This window comes from Microcoleus sp. PH2017_24_DOB_U_A (assembly GCF_020738205.1).
In the GTDB taxonomy this organism is placed as follows: Bacteria; Cyanobacteriota; Cyanobacteriia; order Cyanobacteriales; family Microcoleaceae; genus Microcoleus.
Map to the genome: position 1 here is coordinate 1 of NZ_JAEQCT010000142.1, position 18,348 is coordinate 18,348.

Sequence of the window (18,348 nt, forward strand, 5' to 3'; positions counted from 1 at the left end):
TCCGTTGGTGCCGCACCCTTAGAAGTATTGAAAGAGTATATTAGAAATCAAGAAAAGCCGTCCTAAAAGGACGGGGCTTGTATCCCATTTTCTTGGTCAGTGTTGGCTGCTATGTGATGTAGTAGCTATCGATCGCACCATTCGCGATCGCTGGAGAATTGAGAATCTACTGCACTGGTGTTAAATATCACCTTGAGGAAGAGATGGCGACGATGAATGGGTAGCACTTTATAGGGCATTTTTTGGCCCTTACTGACCATAGGGGCGATCGACAACCAGAAAAAATACAGTAATCCAGAACTATAAATGATACTATAGCCAGCAGTCAAAAATCCTGTAATGTTTGTAGTGGAAATCCCGCTGCGATCGGTATTTCAGCTCCTGGGACACCGCCCCTAAATACTTGCACAAATGATTGAAGCTCGCCATACACCCATACGGTTGGGTTAAGACTGTCATGCAGTCAAAACGATGTAAAAAATAGACTCTGGGATTATTTTCCTAGCCTTTACCGAAGCGATCGCACAAGAGCGTTTGTCTCTTCCGACAACCCCTAGGCGAAGCGTATTGCGTTATACACTACCAATCCCAGATACTGAAAAATTTGGATAATTTTTTATAGTAGAACTTGACAGGACAAACCATATGCGGCATTTTGGGGTGGAATCAGGTGTTTGTGGGAGATTTCCGCGTTCAGGGTTTAAAGGTAAATCTTCAATGAATAAACTAAGGAGAGTATAGAGTGGCAAAGGCACTTGTTACGCTAGCAATAGGCAAGAACTATGAACTCATGTTCGAGAAACATTGTAGGTCTCTATGGCAGCACTATGCTGAAAAATATCAATTTGAAGTTGTTGTTTTGACACAACCGTTAGATAATTCGTCCAAGGCTCAGTCTAGAAATCCATCATGGCAAAAGTGCTTAATTTTGTCAGAACCCAGTCTTCAAAAATACGATCAAGTTGTTTGGGTCGATGCTGATATATTGATTAACCCAAACAGTCCCGATATTACCGAGGGAGTTCCACTAGAGAAGATTGGGGCAGTCGATGATTATGCAACTCCTAGTAGAGCAGATCACGAGATTTGCCTGAAAAGACTTTATGATTTTTGGTCTAAGAATGGTATCGAATACATAGACAACCTTTCTCCTACAGCTTTTTACAAAAGTTTTGGGATAGATGCAGAATTTGAATCCGTTGTACAAGCCGGAGTTATGGTGCTTTCTCCTCGTTATCATCGAGAATTGCTGGAGTATGTTTATCACTCCTATGAAGACAAAGGTTCGGGAGAATGGAACTATGAAATGCGCCCATTGAGCTATGAGATATTGATGCAGGGTATTGAGTGCTGGATTTCTCCAAAATTCAATATGCCTTGGCCTTTAATCCAGCAATTTCTGTACCCCTTTCTAAGTTCGAGAGACAACATAGTACAAAAGGGATTACAAAAAATTGGTTTAAATCCTAAGGCTTCACTAATTTCTAAATGTGTAACAACAGCATTTTTCAATAACTATTTCCTTCATTTTGCTGGAGGAACTACTGGTGACATGAAATATGTTGATACAAAAGTCACTTCAATATTTGACCTTTGATCGAGCTTTCAGAAGTTATATAGCAATTCTCAAGTGAGTCAGGTACAGATTGGCAATTGACAAAAAGTAAGACAACTGGCGAGAAACTCACGAAACTCGATCGCAGTCATACCTCATCACGCCCAGAAAAGCTACATTCAATACACCAGTCAATTCAACTGGTAGGGTGTCCAAGAGCTTGATTCTTTCCTGTTTTTCGCTTGGCACCCTACCCATGTGTGTATTAACTATTTCCTGCTGGTATGCGTATCGTGAAAATAGACCCTTTGCCCTCTTCGCTTTCTACCAAAATCTCGCCGCCCATCATCTGACAGTAGTGGCGGCTAATTGTCAGCCCCAATCCAGTCCCACCGTACTGGCGCGCCGCCGAAGAATCAGCTTGCGCGAAGGCTTCAAACAATTTTTGCTGTTGTTGGGGAGACATTCCAATGCCGGTATCTTTAACTCGAAAGCAAATCCAATCCGATGCTTGAACATTCGCAACTGGACAAGCAATCAAACTCGATTTCGCCTCGCCCGCAACCATTAAATTTTCAACACCCGACAGATGCGCTACATTCGATTCTCCGGTTCCCTCAACACGGCTGACGCTGACTTTCACTATCCCATTTTTGGTGAACTTAGCAGCATTGTTCAGCAGGTGCAGCAGGACTTTTCGCACTTTTGCTAAATCTGCGTGCATAGTGCCAACAGTTTGACTGTCACACTCTATTTCTAAAACATTGCCATTCTGTTGTAAAGACAATTTTACCGCCATTGACATGTGATCGAGCAGGGATTCGATGTCAAACTCTTCGATGTCGAGGTTCATTCCCCCCGCTTGAATTTTTGACAAATCGAGGATGTCGTTAACCAAAGATAGCAGGTGCGTGCCTGCATTCTGAATCTTGTCTAAGTCGGTAACAAAATCTTTGTACCCGGAATCTCTGGCATCTTCTAAAAGTAGTTGACTGTAGCCGATAATCGCATTTAAAGGCGTCCGCAACTCGTGACTCATATTGGCTAAAAAGTGGCTTTTAGCAGTGGTAGCCACTAAAGCATCTTCCTTAGCTTGTGCCAATTCTTTTGTATGTTCGGAAACTCGCTCGATCAGGTGATTGAGAGATACAGCTAACGAGCTTATTTCGTCTTGTCCGCTGACGGGGGCTCGCAAATCAAAATTCGACTCGGCGGCGACTTGTTGAGCCACCTGAGTGACGCTGACGACTGGTTTGGCGATCGCCCTACTGGTGCGGCAAGCCACTATTCCAGCCAGCCCTACCGACAGCAGCATACTAATCATAATTATGCCCTTTTCGATTCCTTGGGCAGCCTGCATCACTGCACCGCCTTGGCGCTCTTGCTGCTGGGCAATATCGAGGATTTTGCTCAATTCCTGAAGGTGTCCCTCAAGCTGTTTTGCACCTTCTCCGCTTTCTGTGGCCAACAATTTTCGGATCGACTCTATCTTCCGAGGCGACAGTTGCGATTGCTGGACTTGCAGCAAAGTTGAGTTGAGAGTATCGGCGTAGGATTCTAAATTTTCCGTGCAATCTTGGAGTAAAGTTTTGAGAGCTTCCGGCTTGGCTGCGAGCCAAGCTGGTTGGCTTTCGGCAAATTTTTCGATACGCAACCGCAGGTTTTTAGCCTTAACAATACTGTTGATAAACTGCTGTTTTTGCAGTTCCAACTTAGGGGAATTGTCTACAAAAGAATCTAGCTGTGCTCCCTGCAATTGTGCCGCCAGTGCTGCATCTTTAAAGTTACCGATCAATTGTGCTTGTATGTGAGCATCATTGAGTTGTCTCAATCCTTTTTCTTGGTGGTACTCAGCGATTGTGAGTCCGCTCAGCGAGCCAACAAATCCGATTCCTATTGCTAGCAAATACCCGCCACTGATTTTTTTGTCTATGGGCAGACAGCCAAGCTTAAAAGACAAGTTTTTGGTAAGTTTCAAGGAGGGTTGTTTTGCCAGATTGTGGAGCGATGATTGTTTGGGTTCGGTTTCTACAGAAGCAAATTGTGCGGAAATAAAGGGCCACATCCGTTTACCTAAATTGCTATTTTCGGGGTTATTTGTTTGCGGTAATACAGCTTTTTCCTGCTGGCTCAATGGTTGCAAATCTGGATTTGCCTCGCCCTTGCCTTGCCAAGCACCAACCGATAAACCTACTTCGTTGCGTGTTTTTTTGAGCAAATTTGTTTTTGACATATGCAACCGCTGTATTCTGTGAAAATTTACCACGCTCGTAAGTTCTCCAAAGGGAAAAGCTTGTGTGTTTTCCAGTAGACATCTGCGAAAAAGTATCTGAAACTCTTGTCGAGTCAGGGCAGAAGCTTAAATTCGGTTGATGTCTAATAGATAATTAGGCTGTTGATGGCTGTTGCCAAATTACTTTTTCGACTGGTAAAAGTCTCCAGCAGGCAAAAAAAGAAAGATTTATCCCGGCAGTGAATTATTGCCACATGAATTTTTACAGGCAGAAAATTCTGTCTGATGCGTTTTGCCTGTGAGTAGCCCAAAGCTGATATTGTCTCTTGACAATGCACCCGATTCCTCAGCTTTGGGGTGTTGCTACCAGCAATGCGACGATTGCTTGACAGTTTTTGTTGCGTATCCGACTAATACATAGCACAGAATGTCACAAATGCGGCAGCCGATCGCGCTTCTGCACTAAGAGCGATCGACTTTTGGCATCGCAGCCCCGCAAGTCCTGTAAATCGAGTATAACTTTAGGGCTTACGAAAAGAAACCGCGTTTCTACGGTTAACTGTTGCACTTGCGAGTTCTCTCTGTGCCGACAGTTAATTCGATCGCTCCTATTAATAGCTGGTAAAAGTATAGTCATTTATAGACATGGGAGGCTTCAATTCCCTCCCCCTTCACTTTTACTTTGAGCGGATTAACCCGCCTCGGCTGAACTACGCCCACGACGTATCCCATCGCCGAACGCATTTGGGATTGCTTTTCTGAGAATGTTAAAAGAACCGTTCACGTCAGAATTAATTAACTGACCAGTCGATGTTTTGTACAAACCTCGTTTAATCCGTTTTCCGGTAAATACAGGTTCTGTTTTTGTTTTTCCGTAAACAGGAATTGGATCTAAGCCCAAGAAATTGGCTTTGGAGGTAAAAGATTCCTCCTGTACGATTACCTTGATTCCAACTAAAAAAGCTTTGTATTCCAGCATCTCAATTAATCGAGCGTGAGGAATGCTGACAAAGTTTTGGTTAGTTTGCTTCCCCATATTGATCTCGGTTTTCCACTGTGCATTCTTGCCAATTACTAGCGTCCCAATTTGTTGTGCGACCAGAATATCGACAATCGTGCGACTTGTATGATGCAAGTAATTGTCTACTTTTTGATTGCGGCAGCGAGTTAAGCGTTGAATGCGTGACGATGTTTGGCGCCTCCCTTTCAATTGGGATTGCAATTGTGCTTTACGCTTGTTATAGAACTGGTTAATCGATTTCAATGGTCGTCCATTAATCAACAGTGGGATCAAACCCGGTTGATTTGAAGTTAACGCCACCAAATTATTCAGTCCTAAATCAATACTAGCTACAAAATTGTTATTTTTAGCGGTGGACTCCGGTTCACTTCGACTACGCTCAGTACAAGCATTGTAAATCACCTCAATTACATAAGAATCGCATTTTGGAACCAACCTAACTTGACAAATCCGGTCAGGATTGACTTTAGTTTTAATTGAAAATTCAGTACCAGAAAGTTTGACAATTCCGTTTCTCAACTGTTTACTGCTAATCGCCTGAATCGTGTAAATAAGGATATTTCGACCTTTAACCTTGTCCTTGTATTTAGGTTAGGTAACTTTGGACGACCCGTAAATTTTAAAGAGTCAGCTTTGTAAGCTTTGACGGCTTCAAAAAACGATTTCCAATTCTGATCTAGCACCATCAATATTTGCTGACTTACTTTAGCAGGCAAAGCCTTGTATGCGACCTGAGACTTCATCAATCGGTTCATCTCGTTGTAATTGACGTAGCCCCATCCATAAATCAAGTTCTGACGAATGACATAATTGGCGGCATTGTACAGATTTTTGGACTTGAATGCTAGTTGGTCAATCTCGACAAAACGAGGTTCCGTTGATTTAATGATATGCCTTTCTGCTAATTGCATTTGAGACTTCCGTTCTTTGGGCTATGCGTATTCCTTGTTAAACACTCTCAACAATATAATACCATTATTGTTTATAATTGCTTATAAACTCAATGAAGTTTTACAATACCAGTTCAAAAAAATAATGCAACGTTAAGCAAGCTTCAAACCCTTAGAAAATAAGTTATTCCCAAATCTAAAATCTAAAATCTAAAATCTAAAATCGGATAACTTCCCATTTCTACCCAAAGCTTCATCGGCCAATTGCACAATCCAGCGATTTGGCCTGGCTTGGGCTCTGGCGGCAAGCACCACGGCCCAAGCTTCCCGTTCTTTGCCCCGGCCCAACAGGGCAGCACAAACAGTCAAAGCTGCTGCTGTTGAACGGCTGATGCCACTTTGACAGCAGACGAGCAATTTGCCGGGGTGCGCCGATATTTGGCGGGCGAAGTCAATAATTTGGAGTACGTCATCAATTGTAGCCAAGACGCGATCGGGGTCGTCAACGGGGGTTTCGAGGTCGTTAAATTCTAACCGCAATCGGTTAGGGACTTTGTGAAAAGTTTTGGGATCTGGTACGCCCGGAGTGCCGATCGAGATTAAGTATTGGAGATTCCGGCCCGCAGGGCGATCGATAATATATTCGGTGGCTTCTGCTTCCGAAGCAATCTGGATTTGCGACAGTTTTTCACCCGAGACATCCGTAGCAGATTCCTGCTCAAAATAAACTGTTTTTACCTCAGCGCCGACATCCGGCAAATATTGGGCGGCGAGGGCGCGAACGTCAGCAAATTGGCGTTTTAAAGCTGCTTCCAGAGCCAAAAGAGCAGCACGAGAGCCAATTTGACCGAGGGATTTAACAGCCTTTTGGCGCACTCCAGAGGTTTCGTCTTCCAGCAGTCGCACCAAACCTGCTACAGCCTCGTCTGTCCCAATCTGCCCCAAAGCATCAGCAACTCTCCACCGCACATAGGATTCGCTGTCGCCTAGGGCGATCGCCAGTCCCGCAGCCACCATTTTTTGCAAGTTAGCATCTCCGGCTATATTGATGTTCCCGAGTGCAACAGCCGCCCTGCCGCGCACGAAAATGTCTCGATCCGAGAGCGATCGCATTACCGCCACCGCAGCCACCTCGCTGCTGATTTCCCCCAAGGCAGAAACTGCACTGCCGCGCACATCTGAGTCCTCGTGGTTGAGGGCTTGCAGCAGCCCGGCCACAGCCGTTTCGGTCCCGATTTGTCCCAAAGCCTCGGCGGCCCTCAAAGAAACGGCATAGGAGTCGGGTTCGTGAAGCAATTCTACTAAGCGGGGTACTGCGTCGCGATCGCCAATTTTCCCCAAAGCCGCCGCCGCCCTAGCACGGACGAGGTGATTTTCGTCTCTGAGGGCATTCAGCAGCCCCGGAACTACCTCAGCCACCCCGATTTTCCCGCAGTTTACGGCGGCCCGCCAGCGCACCTCTGAGTCTTGATGTTTCAAGGCTTTGATCGTGGTGGGGACGGCTATTTTGGGGTTAATTTTACCCAAGGCCCAAACCGCCCAGGCGCGCACTCCGGCGGCTTTGTGGTTGAGGGCTTCGATCAGTGCTGCGGCTGCTGGTTTCGAGTCAATTTCTCCTAGGGCCCAAGCGGCCCAAGCTTGCGCTTGGGAATCGGCAGATTCGAGCACCCGCGCTAATTCAATTACTGCCGCCCTAGAGCCAATGAGGCCGATCGCCCGAATGCAATGAAGGCGCACGGCACGGTCTTTGTGGTTCAATGCTTTGACAAGCATTGGAATTGCCATATCGGAACTTGTTAGTGCCAGCAGTTGAATTTTGAGCGGCAGCGAAGTTTTAATTTTTACGATTAATCTTACTGTTTTTAGTTGAAACTCCGGCTTTACCATTCCTGCTAGCTTCGAGCCGAGTTTTAAATTTACTTTTAGGGCTAATTTTACTGCGCGCAAAGCCTGGCTTTGCTGTTCTACTTGCGGCAATATTGTCGCCAAGGTGTGCATCCCTTGTTTTTGTTTCAAATATTTTTGGTTGAATTCAGCATCGCTGAGCTCTGGTAGCTGTTGGATGAGGGTTGCTACTGAGTTCATTCATTTATCCTCATATTTTGGCGATCGTTTGAGATTGCTCTTTTTAAACTCGGTTTCTTTAATAAAATACGCCTGCACCTACAAAACTCAACTGATAAAAAAACTTGCACCACTTATAAAATATGTCCGATTAGACTATTTTAACAACTCCCCAAAGATTGATTATCTGTTTTTTGGGCGATCGGCTTAACCATTAGTAGCGCTTGCTGCTTGGCATCGATGCACTGTTTGCTAGACTTGCTCTGCGCTATATCATTTTATACCAAGTTGGCTTGAGATATCGATCGACTCCGTTGAACGCAACAAACCGGAAACAGCCCGATTCCGGGAGAGTGTCAACCGTAGGGCCCATTTTTCAAAGCCTCAGCCAAAGCATTATCGTTATCCCGCAAACCTTCGTAAAAAAACAGCACTTCTCCTGGAACGCCGCGAGCACGGTTGTAAGCAATTACTTGCAACAACAGCTCCGGATTCATGCTATAATTGCCCCCTCGATTCGCCAACAGGATACCGGGAGACACACAGGACACTTGCTCGCAGGTAAGTTGTCGATCGATCAGTCGATCGAGCAATTGTTTGTAACCGTTAAAATCGCGGCGATAAAACTGCGGGTGAAGCATATCAACCAACTTTTTGTCAACCCAAGCTTGAGAATCTTGCAAATATTCTACGAATCCCCAGTCATAGGGACTCGGCGACATTGACAGCAACAAATCTGGATTAATCGCCTTCAATTCTCGGTGCAAGCGAGCGACAAAATCAGTAATTATATCAGCGCGCCAGTGCAGCCAATGTTGCTCTCTACAATTATGTGGCGCTTCTCTCCCGCACTCTTGGCGGTAGCGTTTAACCGTTTTTTCATCATAACCGCCTTCACAGGGTAGTGCAATGCGATCGTCTCCTTGAACGCCATGTACCGGATAATTCCTCGCAACTTCCAGCATCAACCCCAGCAAAAAATCTTGCACTTCCGGGTCAAGAGAATTCATCCATTCAAACTTATTTTTCTTAAGTAAATTGCCATTACAATCGCGCGCCGCCCATTCCGGTTTCTTCGCCAGCAAATGACCGCCGTTGAGATTGTAAGAACTCACAAATCCGTATTCAAACCAAGGAATAACTTTTAAACCAACTCTATTAGCCTCAACAATTAATTCTCCCAAAGGGTCGCGTCCTTGATAGCGCGCGTCAATTTCAACCCCAAATTGTTCGCGCATTATTTGAGAAGGATAAGCCGTAAAACCCCGGTTCCAAACTACAGGAAATACTGTATTAAATCCCGTATCTGCAAGAAAATTCATTGCCTCAGCAATCCGCTGTTTTGAGGTGAGAACTTTGCAGTCAGTGCTGGGTATCCAAACGCCGCGCATTCCAGTATTGTCGGCCACCAACGAACTCGGCATTGCTGCTGGATTTGGTGATAAAAATTTACCAGCAAATCGCTGTTTTAGATCCGAACCAAATCTGCGAATTGTTGACTGGAAAGAAGGAAAAAATGGCATTAGGTATGTTGTTGCGCTTCAGCGCTCTTACATATACTAAGGAGGCGTGTAAAAATAACTCGATCGAGTGCATTGCTAAACCGTATCTAATTTAAAGGCTTCAATTAAAAAGTTACACAACTTATTTTTACATGATTCCTAAGAGCGCCCAAGCGCAACTACGTACCTTTTAGTGTGCAAGCCATTAGCCGATCGCCTATACAGAAAAAAACGCACTGCTGACGAACCCTAGGGAACTTATATCATCACTCCTCGACCCAACTGGCACTCTGATAGAGGTTCATTTTTAATTAGGTATGTTGTTGCGCTTGGGCGCTCTTAATACTAAGAGTGCCCAAGCGCAACTACGTACCTTTTGTTAATTACCCATAATCAAGCAATAAGGGCGCGGAGGGCGCGCCCCAACATTCTACTATACAGCTACTCCAGACAACTGCTGGCTCAAAGCTGATTTCAAAAGCTCTGCCTTATCAGTTTGCTCCCAAGGTAACTCTAGATCCGTGCGTCCGAAGTGACCGTAAGCCGCTACATCTTGGTAGAAACGACCGCCTCTTTCCGCAGGCAAATTCTGCAAGTTAAAGGTCTGAATGATGCCCGCAGGACGCAGTTCAAAATGCTGCTTCACAACTTCCAAAAGGCGATCGTCATCAACTTTACCAGTGCCAAAAGTTTCGATCATCATGCTAACAGGGCGTGCTACGCCGATCGCATAACTCAACTGCACTTCGCACTTTTCTGCCAAACCGGCCGCCACAATATTTTTAGCAACATAGCGACAAGCATAGGCCGCGCTGCGGTCTACCTTCGTGGGGTCTTTCCCTGAAAAAGCGCCGCCACCGTGACGGGAATAGCCACCGTAGGTATCCACAATAATTTTGCGGCCAGTCAAACCCGAATCTCCTTGAGGCCCGCCGACGACAAATTTGCCAGTGGGGTTGACAAGGAAGCGAGTTTCTGAATCCGGCTTGATGCTAATATCGGCAAACACGGGTTGGACAACAGCAGTCCAAAGATCTGCTTTAATCTTGGCTTGAACCGCGGCTGTTTCGGTGATATCGTCGATCGCCTCAGTGTGCTGGGTAGAAATTAAGATCGTATCAATACCAACAGGTTTCCCGTCTTCGTAAGTTACGGTAACTTGGCTTTTACCGTCCGGACGCAGGTAAGGCAATTGACCTGTTTTGCGGACTGCGGCCAGTTGACGGCAAATCCGGTGCGCTAAACTAATCGGTAAAGGCATCAATTCCGGCGTTTCGTTGCAAGCAAAACCGAACATCAAGCCTTGGTCGCCAGCGCCGATCGCATCCAACTCCTCTTCACTGGACTGTTCGCGACTTTCGTGGGCTGTATTCACCCCTTGAGCAATATCGGGAGATTGAGAGTCCAAAGCCACCAAAACCGAGCAGCTATTGGCAGAAAATCCGTTATCAGCGTGGATGTAGCCAATATCGGCTATTTTTTTCCGCGCCAATTCTATGTAATTTACCTGAGCTTTGGTGGTAATTTCGCCCGTCAGCAGCATCAAACCCGTGTTGACGACAACTTCGGCTGCGACGCGACTTTTAGGGTCTTCGGTCAGCAAGGCATCTAAGATAGTGTCTGAAATTTGATCGCAGATTTTATCGGGATGGCCTTCAGTGACCGATTCAGAGGTAAACAGGTAGCGGCGTGACAATGATTATTTCTCCTATTCGTGCGAATCTGCTTGACATTGGCGACAGACGACTGACTTTTCAGGTAGAGGCGCAGAATCATCGCGTCTCGGTCGCCAGAAAATTTGTGTCGGTCTGGTGCGAGTTTAGGCAGGGTTTGAGATTAGCTAAAGTGACACTACTATAGCAAAGTCAGTTCCGGGAAGTGCTGAAAAACTTACATTTTGTCGGATTGTCAATAAGTCTTTGACACCGATCCTCTGCCCCCCTAATCTGACAAAGGTAAGATACAGTCAGGGTATCGCCTCGCGGATGCACTATGGCAGGAATCCCAAAATCACCAAATTTAATCCAAACGGTTGCAGACCTAGAATTTCCTGGGGGCCCAATACCGCTTGACTCTCGATTTTATATCGATCGATCGCCCGTCGAAGCCCGAGCTTGTGCAGAAATTAGCAAGCCAGGGAGTCTGATTCGGATTAAAGCTCCCAGAAAAATGGGCAAAAGTTCGCTGATGCTGCGGATAATTCAAGCTGCGGTCGATCGCGGATACCGCACAGTCACTGTAGACTTTCAGCAAGCTGACGAAGCAGTTTTTGCTACCTTAGATAAATTTTTGCGCTGGCTGTGTGTCAATGTCGCTCGCCAACTCAAACTCGAACCAAATCTCGATGAAATTTGGGATGAAGATATGGGCAGCAAAGTAAGCTGCTCTCTTTACTTTGAGAACTATTTGCTCGAACAAATTGACAGTCCCCTAGTCTTGGTACTCAACGAAGTCAACCGAGTATTTGAACGCGCCAATATCGCTCAAGAATTCCTGCCGCTGCTCCGTTTTTGGTACGAACAAGCGCGACAGAGCGAAACCTGGGAAAAACTGCGAATCGCGGTCATTCACTCGACAGAAATTTATATTGCTTTGAGTCTCAATCAATCTCCATTCAATGTAGGGCTGCCGATTAAACTCTCAGAATTTAGTGCCGAACAAGTCCAAGAGTTGGCGCGCCGCCACGGACTGAACTGGAACGACAGCTATCCCGTCGAGCAATTAATGCAAATGGTAGGCGGTCATCCTTATTTAGTGCATTTAGCGCTTTATCACCTGGCAATTTTACAGCAAAACCGCCTGTCGGTTGGGGAGAATGAGTCTGGGGAGGAGCTGGGGCGAGCCGAGTTGGAAGAACTATTAAAAGCAGCTCCTACTCAAAGCGGAATTTATAGCGACTACTTGCGGAATCAGTCGATCGCCATTCAGCAGCAGCCAGAACTCGCCTGGGCATTCCAACAGGTTCTTGATGTTAAAAATAGCATTCACCTCGAACCTTTAATGGCCTATCAGTTAGATAGCATGGGACTTGTCAAATTAGCGGGCAATAACTGTAGTTTATCTTGCGAATTATATCGGCTGTATTTTCAAGAGCAAAATTTATGCGAGGACGGTTTCTCGGCTGTAGGTTTTGAGGAGTTGCAGCAAGAAAATGAAAGACTGCTAGCTTTGGTTAATGTGGACGAACTTACCCAAATTGGCAACAGACGACATTTTGACAGTTGCTTGCGAGCGGAATGGAAACATAATGCTCGCGATGAGTCTCCGATATCTTTAATTTTGTGCGACATCGATTATTTCAAAATTTATAACGATACCTACGGACATCAAGCTGGAGATAGTTGTTTGCGATCGGTAGCTCAGGCAATTCGCCGATCGCTCCAGCGTCCTGCTGATGTAGCTGCTCGCTACGGCGGTGAGGAATTTGCGATCGTTTTACCTCAAACAGATGCAGCGGGCGCTCTGCTGGTTGCCGAACGCATTAGAGCGAAAGTTAAAGCTTTGAATATTGTTTTTAACCCGGAGAGTGTTGAATGTTTGCCTAATTCTGTGGTGACAATTAGTTTGGGAATTGCTAGCGTTGTTCCCGGCCCGGAAAATGATGCAGCAACGCTGGTACTGGCGGCTGATGAGGCTCTTTATGACTCAAAAAGGCACGGGCGCGATCGGATCACTATGAGCACGCTGTTAAATTTTCGATTTGCTGCTGTTAATTAGGATTCAGATCCTGTCAGCCCAAACCCGATAATAAACAAAGGTTCGTAGTGAGGACTTTAGTCCGCATCCGGTTCGTAGTGAGGACTTTAGTCCGCATCCGGTTCGTAGTGAGGACTTTAGTCCGCATCCGGTTCGTAGGGACTTTAGTCCGCATCCGGTTCGTAGTGAGGACTTGCATTCCGAACGATAGAACCTATATTGCGGTAGTTAGAGCGGGCATCAGATTAATAGCGCGGCACAGTGCGATCGACCAATATTGAGTAAGCATCGATGCCACCAACGATATTTTTAACGTTGTTAAAGCCTCGATCGCTCAACCAGTGACACATTTGAGCCGATCGCACTCCGTGGTGGCACAGCACCAGGGTTTCTGTGTCGCGATTTAGTCGATCGTCAATATCACCACACCATTGGGCAAACTCGCTCAGCGGAAAAGCCACAAATCCCGGCAGCGCTGCGAGTTCAATTTCGTAAGGTTCGCGCACGTCTACAAGCTGCAATTTATCAGCATTGGTTTCTGCTAATTTGCAACCTAATTCTTCGACTGTAATTTGACCAAAAACTTCTGACATTTGATTATAACAAAGAAGGAAGAAGGAAGAAGGAAGAGGGAAGAATTACAAAGGTACGTAGTTGCGCTTCAGCGCTCTTTGTTTATATAAACAAGAGCGAAGAATTACAAACAGTCCTGGAAGTAATTGTCACATCAAAGGTATGTAGTTGCGCTTCAGCGCTCTTTGTTATATATAAGACAAGAGCGAAGAATTACAAACAGTCCTGGAAGTAATTGTCACATCAAAGGTATGTAGTTGCGCTTCAGCGCTCTTCGTTATATATAAGATAAGAGCGCTGAAGCGCAACAACGTACCTAATTACCATTTCCCAACTACCCATAACTAATTAATTGAGTCGCGAAGGCGGTGGAATTAGCTCCGTAGGAGGTGTCGGTGCAGGACGCCCGTCCAACTGACTCACTGTGCCCCTGGGATCAAGACAAGTGGCAACTAACCTGTCCGTGGGAAAGTCGAGCCTGCCGCTCAACCCGACTACGCATTCAGCAAATAGTTCTGGCAATAAACTGCGGCGGCACCCATCAAGAACTAACAGGGCAGCAGCAGGTTGAGTTTTAGTTTTGCTATTAATATTCACCACGCAAGTAGTTAATTCGTCGGGGCGCCTCACCCGCCGACAACTAGAGAGCGCTTCGAGACCAGAAATATTGGTTTTGCGGCTGATTTGGAGGGCGCATCTGGATATGTCGCGGGGGTGGAGCGCGTCGGCACAAGCTGCTGCTGCTTCCTCGGCACCGATTCCCGCTTCGATTAGTTCCTTAGCGCAGACGCGATAGGGATTTTGAGTTCGGGGGAATCTCAGGGTGATGGCTGATGCTGGCGAGATTGGCAGTGCTGCTGTCAACAAACTCAGCGCGACTAAGGGAGTGCCGAGAGCCAACATCCAGCGCGGTGCTGGCTTTGGGGAAGCAGTGCGGAAAAAATTGGGGTTTTGCATGGCAGCTCGGTTTGTGAGTTTTTTGGGCTGGTTGGGTCGATCGCTCGATCGGCTTTTACTTCAAAATTTACCGCACATTACGGATGGCTGCGGTCGATCGATTTTTTTTATCGATTTTTGTTAGAATTTTCACCCTTATCAACATATAATATAGAGTCTGCATAAAATTGCATACAGAGATTAGAGAGGAAAATAAATGTCTCGATATCGAGGCCCCCGATTAAGAATCGTCCGTCGCCTGAAAGAGTTGCCGGGTCTAACCCGCAAAACTCCCAGACGGGATTATCCGCCTGGGCAGCACGGTCAAAACCGCAAAAAGCTCTCTGAGTACGCGGTTCGCTTACAAGAAAAGCAAAAACTACGTTTCAATTACGGTGTGACGGAACGCCAATTGCTCCGTTATGTCCGCAAAGCCCGCCGTGTGACGGGTTCCACAGGTCAAGTGTTACTGCAATTTTTGGAAATGCGCTTGGACAATACTGTGTTTCGGATGGGAATGGCTCCAACCATTCCGTCCGCTAGACAATTGGTAAATCACGGTCACATTACTGTGAACGATCGTGAAGTCAACATCGCTAGCTATCAGTGCAAGCCTGGTGAAGTGATTGCAGTCAAAAATAGAGAACGCTCTCGCACAATGGTTGAAGCTAATCTCAAAGACCCAGGCTTGGCTCACTTGCCCAGTCACTTGGAATTTGACAAGCAAAAACTGGTTGGCAAAGTTAACGGCGTTGTCGAACGTGAGTGGATTGCTCTTCAGATTAATGAACTGCTAGTGGTTGAATACTACTCGCGTCAAGCTTAATTTATTAGTCATGTTTTGCGAGCGTCCCCGCTCGCGAACCTCCAACGTCATCAGTTAGTTGCTAGCAAAAAATTAATAATTGGGTTCGTCTCTAGTTATTAGTTAATTGTTACTGAATACTGAGGGCTAAGGACTGAGGACTAATTTTTTACGAATAAACGGCTATGCTGAAGGCTGAAAAAAGCTTTGTAACGGTCAATAATTAACTTTTAAAAGTTAATTATTGGCCGTTATATTATTTATGTCCGGTCAATCGATTTTAGATTTTAGATTTTAGATTTTAGAGGCGACCCCACCGATAAATTCGGGGGAAGAGAGGATTTTCGATTTTCGATTTGGGATTGATTCCACGGATAAATCACGTGGCGGGTACCACATGCAGAAATTCGCTTGTCAATGCCCGGAATCTGTAACGGTTTGTAGTAAGGACTTTAGTCCTAATAATGATGCGGACTAAAGTCCGAACGATCAAACCAGTTAGTCGTAATAATGATGCGGACTAAAGTCCTCACTACAAACTGGTTAGTTATAGTAATGATGCGGGCTGAAGTCCGAACGATCAAACCGGACGATAGTTCTCGGAGGACATTATATTAATCGTTGAATTTGAATTGTAGAAAAGTTGGGACGATCGCCCTTAGCGACAAACTACGCGGTTCTCGAACCAAAATTAAAGGCAGCAAGCCCACCAGCCTCACAGCAGCCGAAAGGGCAAACAGTGCGCCCAAACTCATGCCCGGAAGTTCGGCAAGAAAGCCGCCGGCGGTAGTTCCCAAAGCCCCAGTTACTCCCGAAACTGCTGCGGCGATCGCAAAATAAGTCGATGGTTGTTCGATCGGCGCTATCTCCATTTGAATATTGTTCGTACACAGCCCGATCGCCCCTATAGTCGTTCCCCCGAGCAAGTGCAGCAGCGGCAACCACACCCACACCGCAAACGGGTAATTGCCCGTACCCAACCACAGCAAAGGCGTCACCGCTACCACCAGCCCCACCGCAATTAGCAAGGGGCGATTTCCCCAGCGATCGGCCAACTTGCCCCAAAACATCAACAGCAGCAGGTTTGCCCCGGAACTCAAGCTGTTGTAAACCGTTACCAAACTGACATCCAAGCTTAAATCTTTTAGCAGGTAGATATTAAAAAAAGGCGCGCTGAGATTAACTGCAAACGTCCACACGCTAAAGTAAATCAGAAACATTAAAAAATTAGAATTTTTCAGCACCGAAGGCACAAAATCTGTTAAAATTTTTTCTTTTTTGTCGGGAACTCGATCGCTTTCTGCATCTTTTGGGTATGCCTGCGGGTTCACATCCACCATGAAGAATTGATACCCCAAACTAATCATTCCCGCCACAACACCCAAAAATAAAACCACACCGTAGCCCAAAATTGGATCTGCGCCCCAAGTTGACATCAACAGTCCCATCAGTGGCACTCCTAGCAAAGTAACTAAGCTAGTAGCACTGTTGCGAAATCCAAAATAGCGTCCCCGCAAACGGTGAGGAACCACCGCAGCCATCCAACTAAACCAATTAGAAGTAGCAAAAGCTGCCAGCACGCTAGCGGCGATGACAGTGACCAGAGTCCACTGGAGCAATTGTTGGGGATCTGCGTGCTGTCGGCCCCAAACAATTGCGATGACGAGCACTAGCCACAGCAGCCGCGACACGCCGAATATTCCTAGGTTGTACCAGTGGCGGCTGGTTGTGCGATCGGCGATGTATGCTCCTAATGGTTGCAGGAGATTTACCAGCATCGGAATAGCAGATAATATACCTATTTCCACGCTGCTCGCGCCGACTTGCAGCAAGAAGTTGCTCAGCAGCAGACCGGTAGTCGCCGACTCGAAGACAGCGGCAAAAACTCCCTCTATAGTTGAGGCTTTGAGGGTGGCTCGAATGTCTTGTTTAGAAATTTTGAGAGCTGTTTTTGGAGGTAGAACGAGCGGAGATATTGTCTTTTCTAGTATTTCAGGAGTCTGAAGACAGAGAGGTTCATTTAACTCTGCAACTGGTTCAACCATAGTCATAGGATTTTAGATTTTAGATTTTAGATTTTAGATTTTAGAATTGCAAAATCCTTGCTCTGTAAAGGTTTTGCGCTTGATTCTGATGAAATTATTTTGATACCAGAAAGAATTGGTTGAAAGCGCCAAGCGCGATCGGGAGAAATTAAAATCAGACGATTCATTACTCCAATCCTCTTCCTTCCAGGTAGAGGTCGCTCTGAAACTGTCAACTGTCAACTGTCAACTGTCAACTGTCAACTGAAGCCCTGGCGTCCAGACAATTTAATCTTTCTGCTGGGAATTGCTGAGTTCACGTAGTAAGATAAAGCCAGCCGCGCTTTCAAGATGTTAGCTTGAAAGCTAGACTGGCACTTCCGGGTAATTGTTATGAATATAGATGACAATCGATCGCTGGGACATCAACCGGTTGGAAGATATAATTTTGCAAATTGTAAAAAAGTAGGTTTTACCGCTTCACAAGGAAGCGATCGCAACATTTTGTCTGTCAAAAATTGCTCGAATTCCCCCTCGAACAAGTCGCCCCAAGGGCCAAAACAAGTTTCGCGCGAGATCCTCCACTCGGCTCTCAAACCTATATAGGTGGCTAAATCTATAGAATCAAAGACGATCGACTTGCCGAGTATAGCTGCTAACTCCAGCCCTCGGGCCAGCACGGCTATTCCATCTGGGGCGACAACATCCACTTGCTGCATATCCACAACAACTCTCAGAGCGGCCATTTCCAAAGCTTGCTCCAAATTAATTTGGAAATCTAGGACAGCGATGCCACCGAGACAGCCCTTGGGTTGCAAAACAATGGTGTGGGATGCGGTGGTTTCGGGAGCGAGTTGAGCCGTTAAATCCGAAACAAATGACGGCATGATGGTAGTGGCGGTCATTATCTCTGTTCCCCCTCGGAGGCGATCGCCATAGCTGTACTCAGCACGGGGTTTGAAACTGTAACTTAATTTATGGACAAAGCTACCCATCCTTGACTATTTGGGTAGCTTTGTCCGCAACTCGGGCGATCGCACGAGACTATT

The 18,348-nt window shown here is 46.1% G+C and carries 13 protein-coding genes and 1 pseudogene; 4 read left to right on the forward strand and 10 right to left on the reverse strand.

Annotated features, from left to right (window positions below; all coding sequences use genetic code 11):
* The first annotated feature begins 742 nt into the window (after positions 1-742).
* Positions 743-1,597 (forward strand): hypothetical protein, encoded by an 855-nt coding sequence (locus tag JGK07_RS30270; protein ID WP_293193417.1) that lies wholly within the window; start codon positions 743-745, stop codon positions 1,595-1,597.
* A 223-nt stretch (positions 1,598-1,820) separates the two neighbouring features.
* Here JGK07_RS30270 and JGK07_RS30275 read toward each other — a convergent pair whose 3' ends face one another.
* From JGK07_RS30275 to metK, 6 genes and pseudogenes are all read right to left on the reverse strand, one after another.
* Entirely contained in the window at positions 1,821-3,788 is a 1,968-nt protein-coding gene (locus JGK07_RS30275) for a HAMP domain-containing sensor histidine kinase (protein ID WP_293186134.1), read from the reverse strand.
* Between the two features lie 430 nt (positions 3,789-4,218).
* Positions 4,219-4,425: a hypothetical protein gene (locus tag JGK07_RS30280; RefSeq protein WP_293199232.1), complete on the reverse strand. Its 207-nt coding sequence runs from the start codon at positions 4,423-4,425 to the stop codon at positions 4,219-4,221.
* Positions 4,422-5,720: pseudogene (locus JGK07_RS30285) on the reverse strand (transposase). Before JGK07_RS30285 ends, JGK07_RS30280 begins: the two are co-directional and overlap by 4 nt.
* 189 nt (positions 5,721-5,909) lie before the next feature.
* Positions 5,910-7,784 (reverse strand): HEAT repeat domain-containing protein, encoded by a 1,875-nt coding sequence (locus tag JGK07_RS30295; protein ID WP_293186130.1) that lies wholly within the window; start codon positions 7,782-7,784, stop codon positions 5,910-5,912.
* A gap of 335 nt (positions 7,785-8,119) precedes the next feature.
* Positions 8,120-9,286: a family 10 glycosylhydrolase gene (locus JGK07_RS30300; protein ID WP_293186128.1), complete on the reverse strand. Its 1,167-nt coding sequence runs from the start codon at positions 9,284-9,286 to the stop codon at positions 8,120-8,122.
* 412 nt (positions 9,287-9,698) lie between these two features.
* Positions 9,699-10,961 carry a methionine adenosyltransferase gene (gene metK / locus JGK07_RS30305; RefSeq protein ID WP_293208692.1) on the reverse strand — a complete coding sequence of 421 codons (1,263 nt, stop codon included), beginning with the start codon at positions 10,959-10,961 and terminating at the stop codon, positions 9,699-9,701.
* Positions 10,962-11,257: 296 nt separating this feature from the next.
* Between metK and JGK07_RS30310 the strand changes: the two genes are divergently transcribed.
* The gene (locus tag JGK07_RS30310; protein WP_293186126.1) at positions 11,258-12,982 is read left to right on the forward strand and encodes an AAA-like domain-containing protein; all 1,725 of its coding nucleotides are present in this window, start codon (positions 11,258-11,260) and stop codon (positions 12,980-12,982) included.
* A 224-nt stretch (positions 12,983-13,206) separates the two neighbouring features.
* Here JGK07_RS30310 and JGK07_RS30315 read toward each other — a convergent pair whose 3' ends face one another.
* Together JGK07_RS30315 and JGK07_RS30320 are read right to left on the reverse strand one after the other, a co-directional pair.
* Positions 13,207-13,554: a rhodanese-like domain-containing protein gene (locus tag JGK07_RS30315; protein WP_293186125.1), complete on the reverse strand. Its 348-nt coding sequence runs from the start codon at positions 13,552-13,554 to the stop codon at positions 13,207-13,209.
* Between the two features lie 328 nt (positions 13,555-13,882).
* On the reverse strand, positions 13,883-14,491 hold the full coding sequence (locus tag JGK07_RS30320; RefSeq protein ID WP_293208688.1) for a hypothetical protein: 609 nt from the start codon (positions 14,489-14,491) through the stop codon (positions 13,883-13,885).
* Here JGK07_RS30320 and JGK07_RS30325 point away from each other — a divergent pair.
* Both JGK07_RS30325 and rpsD read left to right on the forward strand, forming a co-directional pair.
* Positions 14,490-14,615 carry a hypothetical protein gene (locus JGK07_RS30325; protein ID WP_293186122.1) on the forward strand — a complete coding sequence of 42 codons (126 nt, stop codon included), beginning with the start codon at positions 14,490-14,492 and terminating at the stop codon, positions 14,613-14,615. The genes JGK07_RS30320 and JGK07_RS30325 overlap by 2 nt on opposite strands.
* 72 nt (positions 14,616-14,687) lie before the next feature.
* Positions 14,688-15,296, forward strand: a complete 609-nt coding sequence (gene rpsD, locus JGK07_RS30330) for a 30S ribosomal protein S4 (RefSeq protein ID WP_293208686.1) — start codon at positions 14,688-14,690, stop codon at positions 15,294-15,296.
* Positions 15,297-15,889: 593 nt separating this feature from the next.
* Here rpsD and JGK07_RS30335 read toward each other — a convergent pair.
* Positions 15,890-17,320 carry an MFS transporter gene (locus JGK07_RS30335; protein ID WP_293291199.1) on the reverse strand — a complete coding sequence of 477 codons (1,431 nt, stop codon included), beginning with the start codon at positions 17,318-17,320 and terminating at the stop codon, positions 15,890-15,892.
* Between the two features lie 404 nt (positions 17,321-17,724).
* Positions 17,725-18,294, reverse strand: coding sequence for a hypothetical protein (locus JGK07_RS30340; protein WP_293199217.1), 570 nt, complete (start codon positions 18,292-18,294; stop codon positions 17,725-17,727).
* Positions 18,295-18,348: the final 54 nt, after the last annotated feature.

Bases quoted from the DNA above. Each gene is read 5' to 3' on its own strand.
- JGK07_RS30275 (WP_293186134.1), bottom strand. From the start codon at position 3,788: ATGTCAAAAACAAATTTGCTCAAAAAAACACGCAACGAAGTAGGTTTA.
- JGK07_RS30280 (WP_293199232.1), bottom strand. From the start codon at position 4,425: ATGACTATACTTTTACCAGCTATTAATAGGAGCGATCGAATTAACTGT.
- JGK07_RS30295 (WP_293186130.1), bottom strand. From the start codon at position 7,784: ATGAACTCAGTAGCAACCCTCATCCAACAGCTACCAGAGCTCAGCGAT.
- JGK07_RS30300 (WP_293186128.1), bottom strand. From the start codon at position 9,286: ATGCCATTTTTTCCTTCTTTCCAGTCAACAATTCGCAGATTTGGTTCG.
- JGK07_RS30310 (WP_293186126.1), top strand. From the start codon at position 11,258: ATGGCAGGAATCCCAAAATCACCAAATTTAATCCAAACGGTTGCAGAC.
- JGK07_RS30315 (WP_293186125.1), bottom strand. From the start codon at position 13,554: ATGTCAGAAGTTTTTGGTCAAATTACAGTCGAAGAATTAGGTTGCAAA.
- JGK07_RS30325 (WP_293186122.1), top strand. From the start codon at position 14,490: ATGGCAGCTCGGTTTGTGAGTTTTTTGGGCTGGTTGGGTCGATCGCTC.
- JGK07_RS30320 (WP_293208688.1), bottom strand. From the start codon at position 14,491: ATGCAAAACCCCAATTTTTTCCGCACTGCTTCCCCAAAGCCAGCACCG.
- rpsD (WP_293208686.1), top strand. From the start codon at position 14,688: ATGTCTCGATATCGAGGCCCCCGATTAAGAATCGTCCGTCGCCTGAAA.
- JGK07_RS30335 (WP_293291199.1), bottom strand. From the start codon at position 17,320: ATGGTTGAACCAGTTGCAGAGTTAAATGAACCTCTCTGTCTTCAGACT.
- JGK07_RS30340 (WP_293199217.1), bottom strand. From the start codon at position 18,294: ATGGGTAGCTTTGTCCATAAATTAAGTTACAGTTTCAAACCCCGTGCT.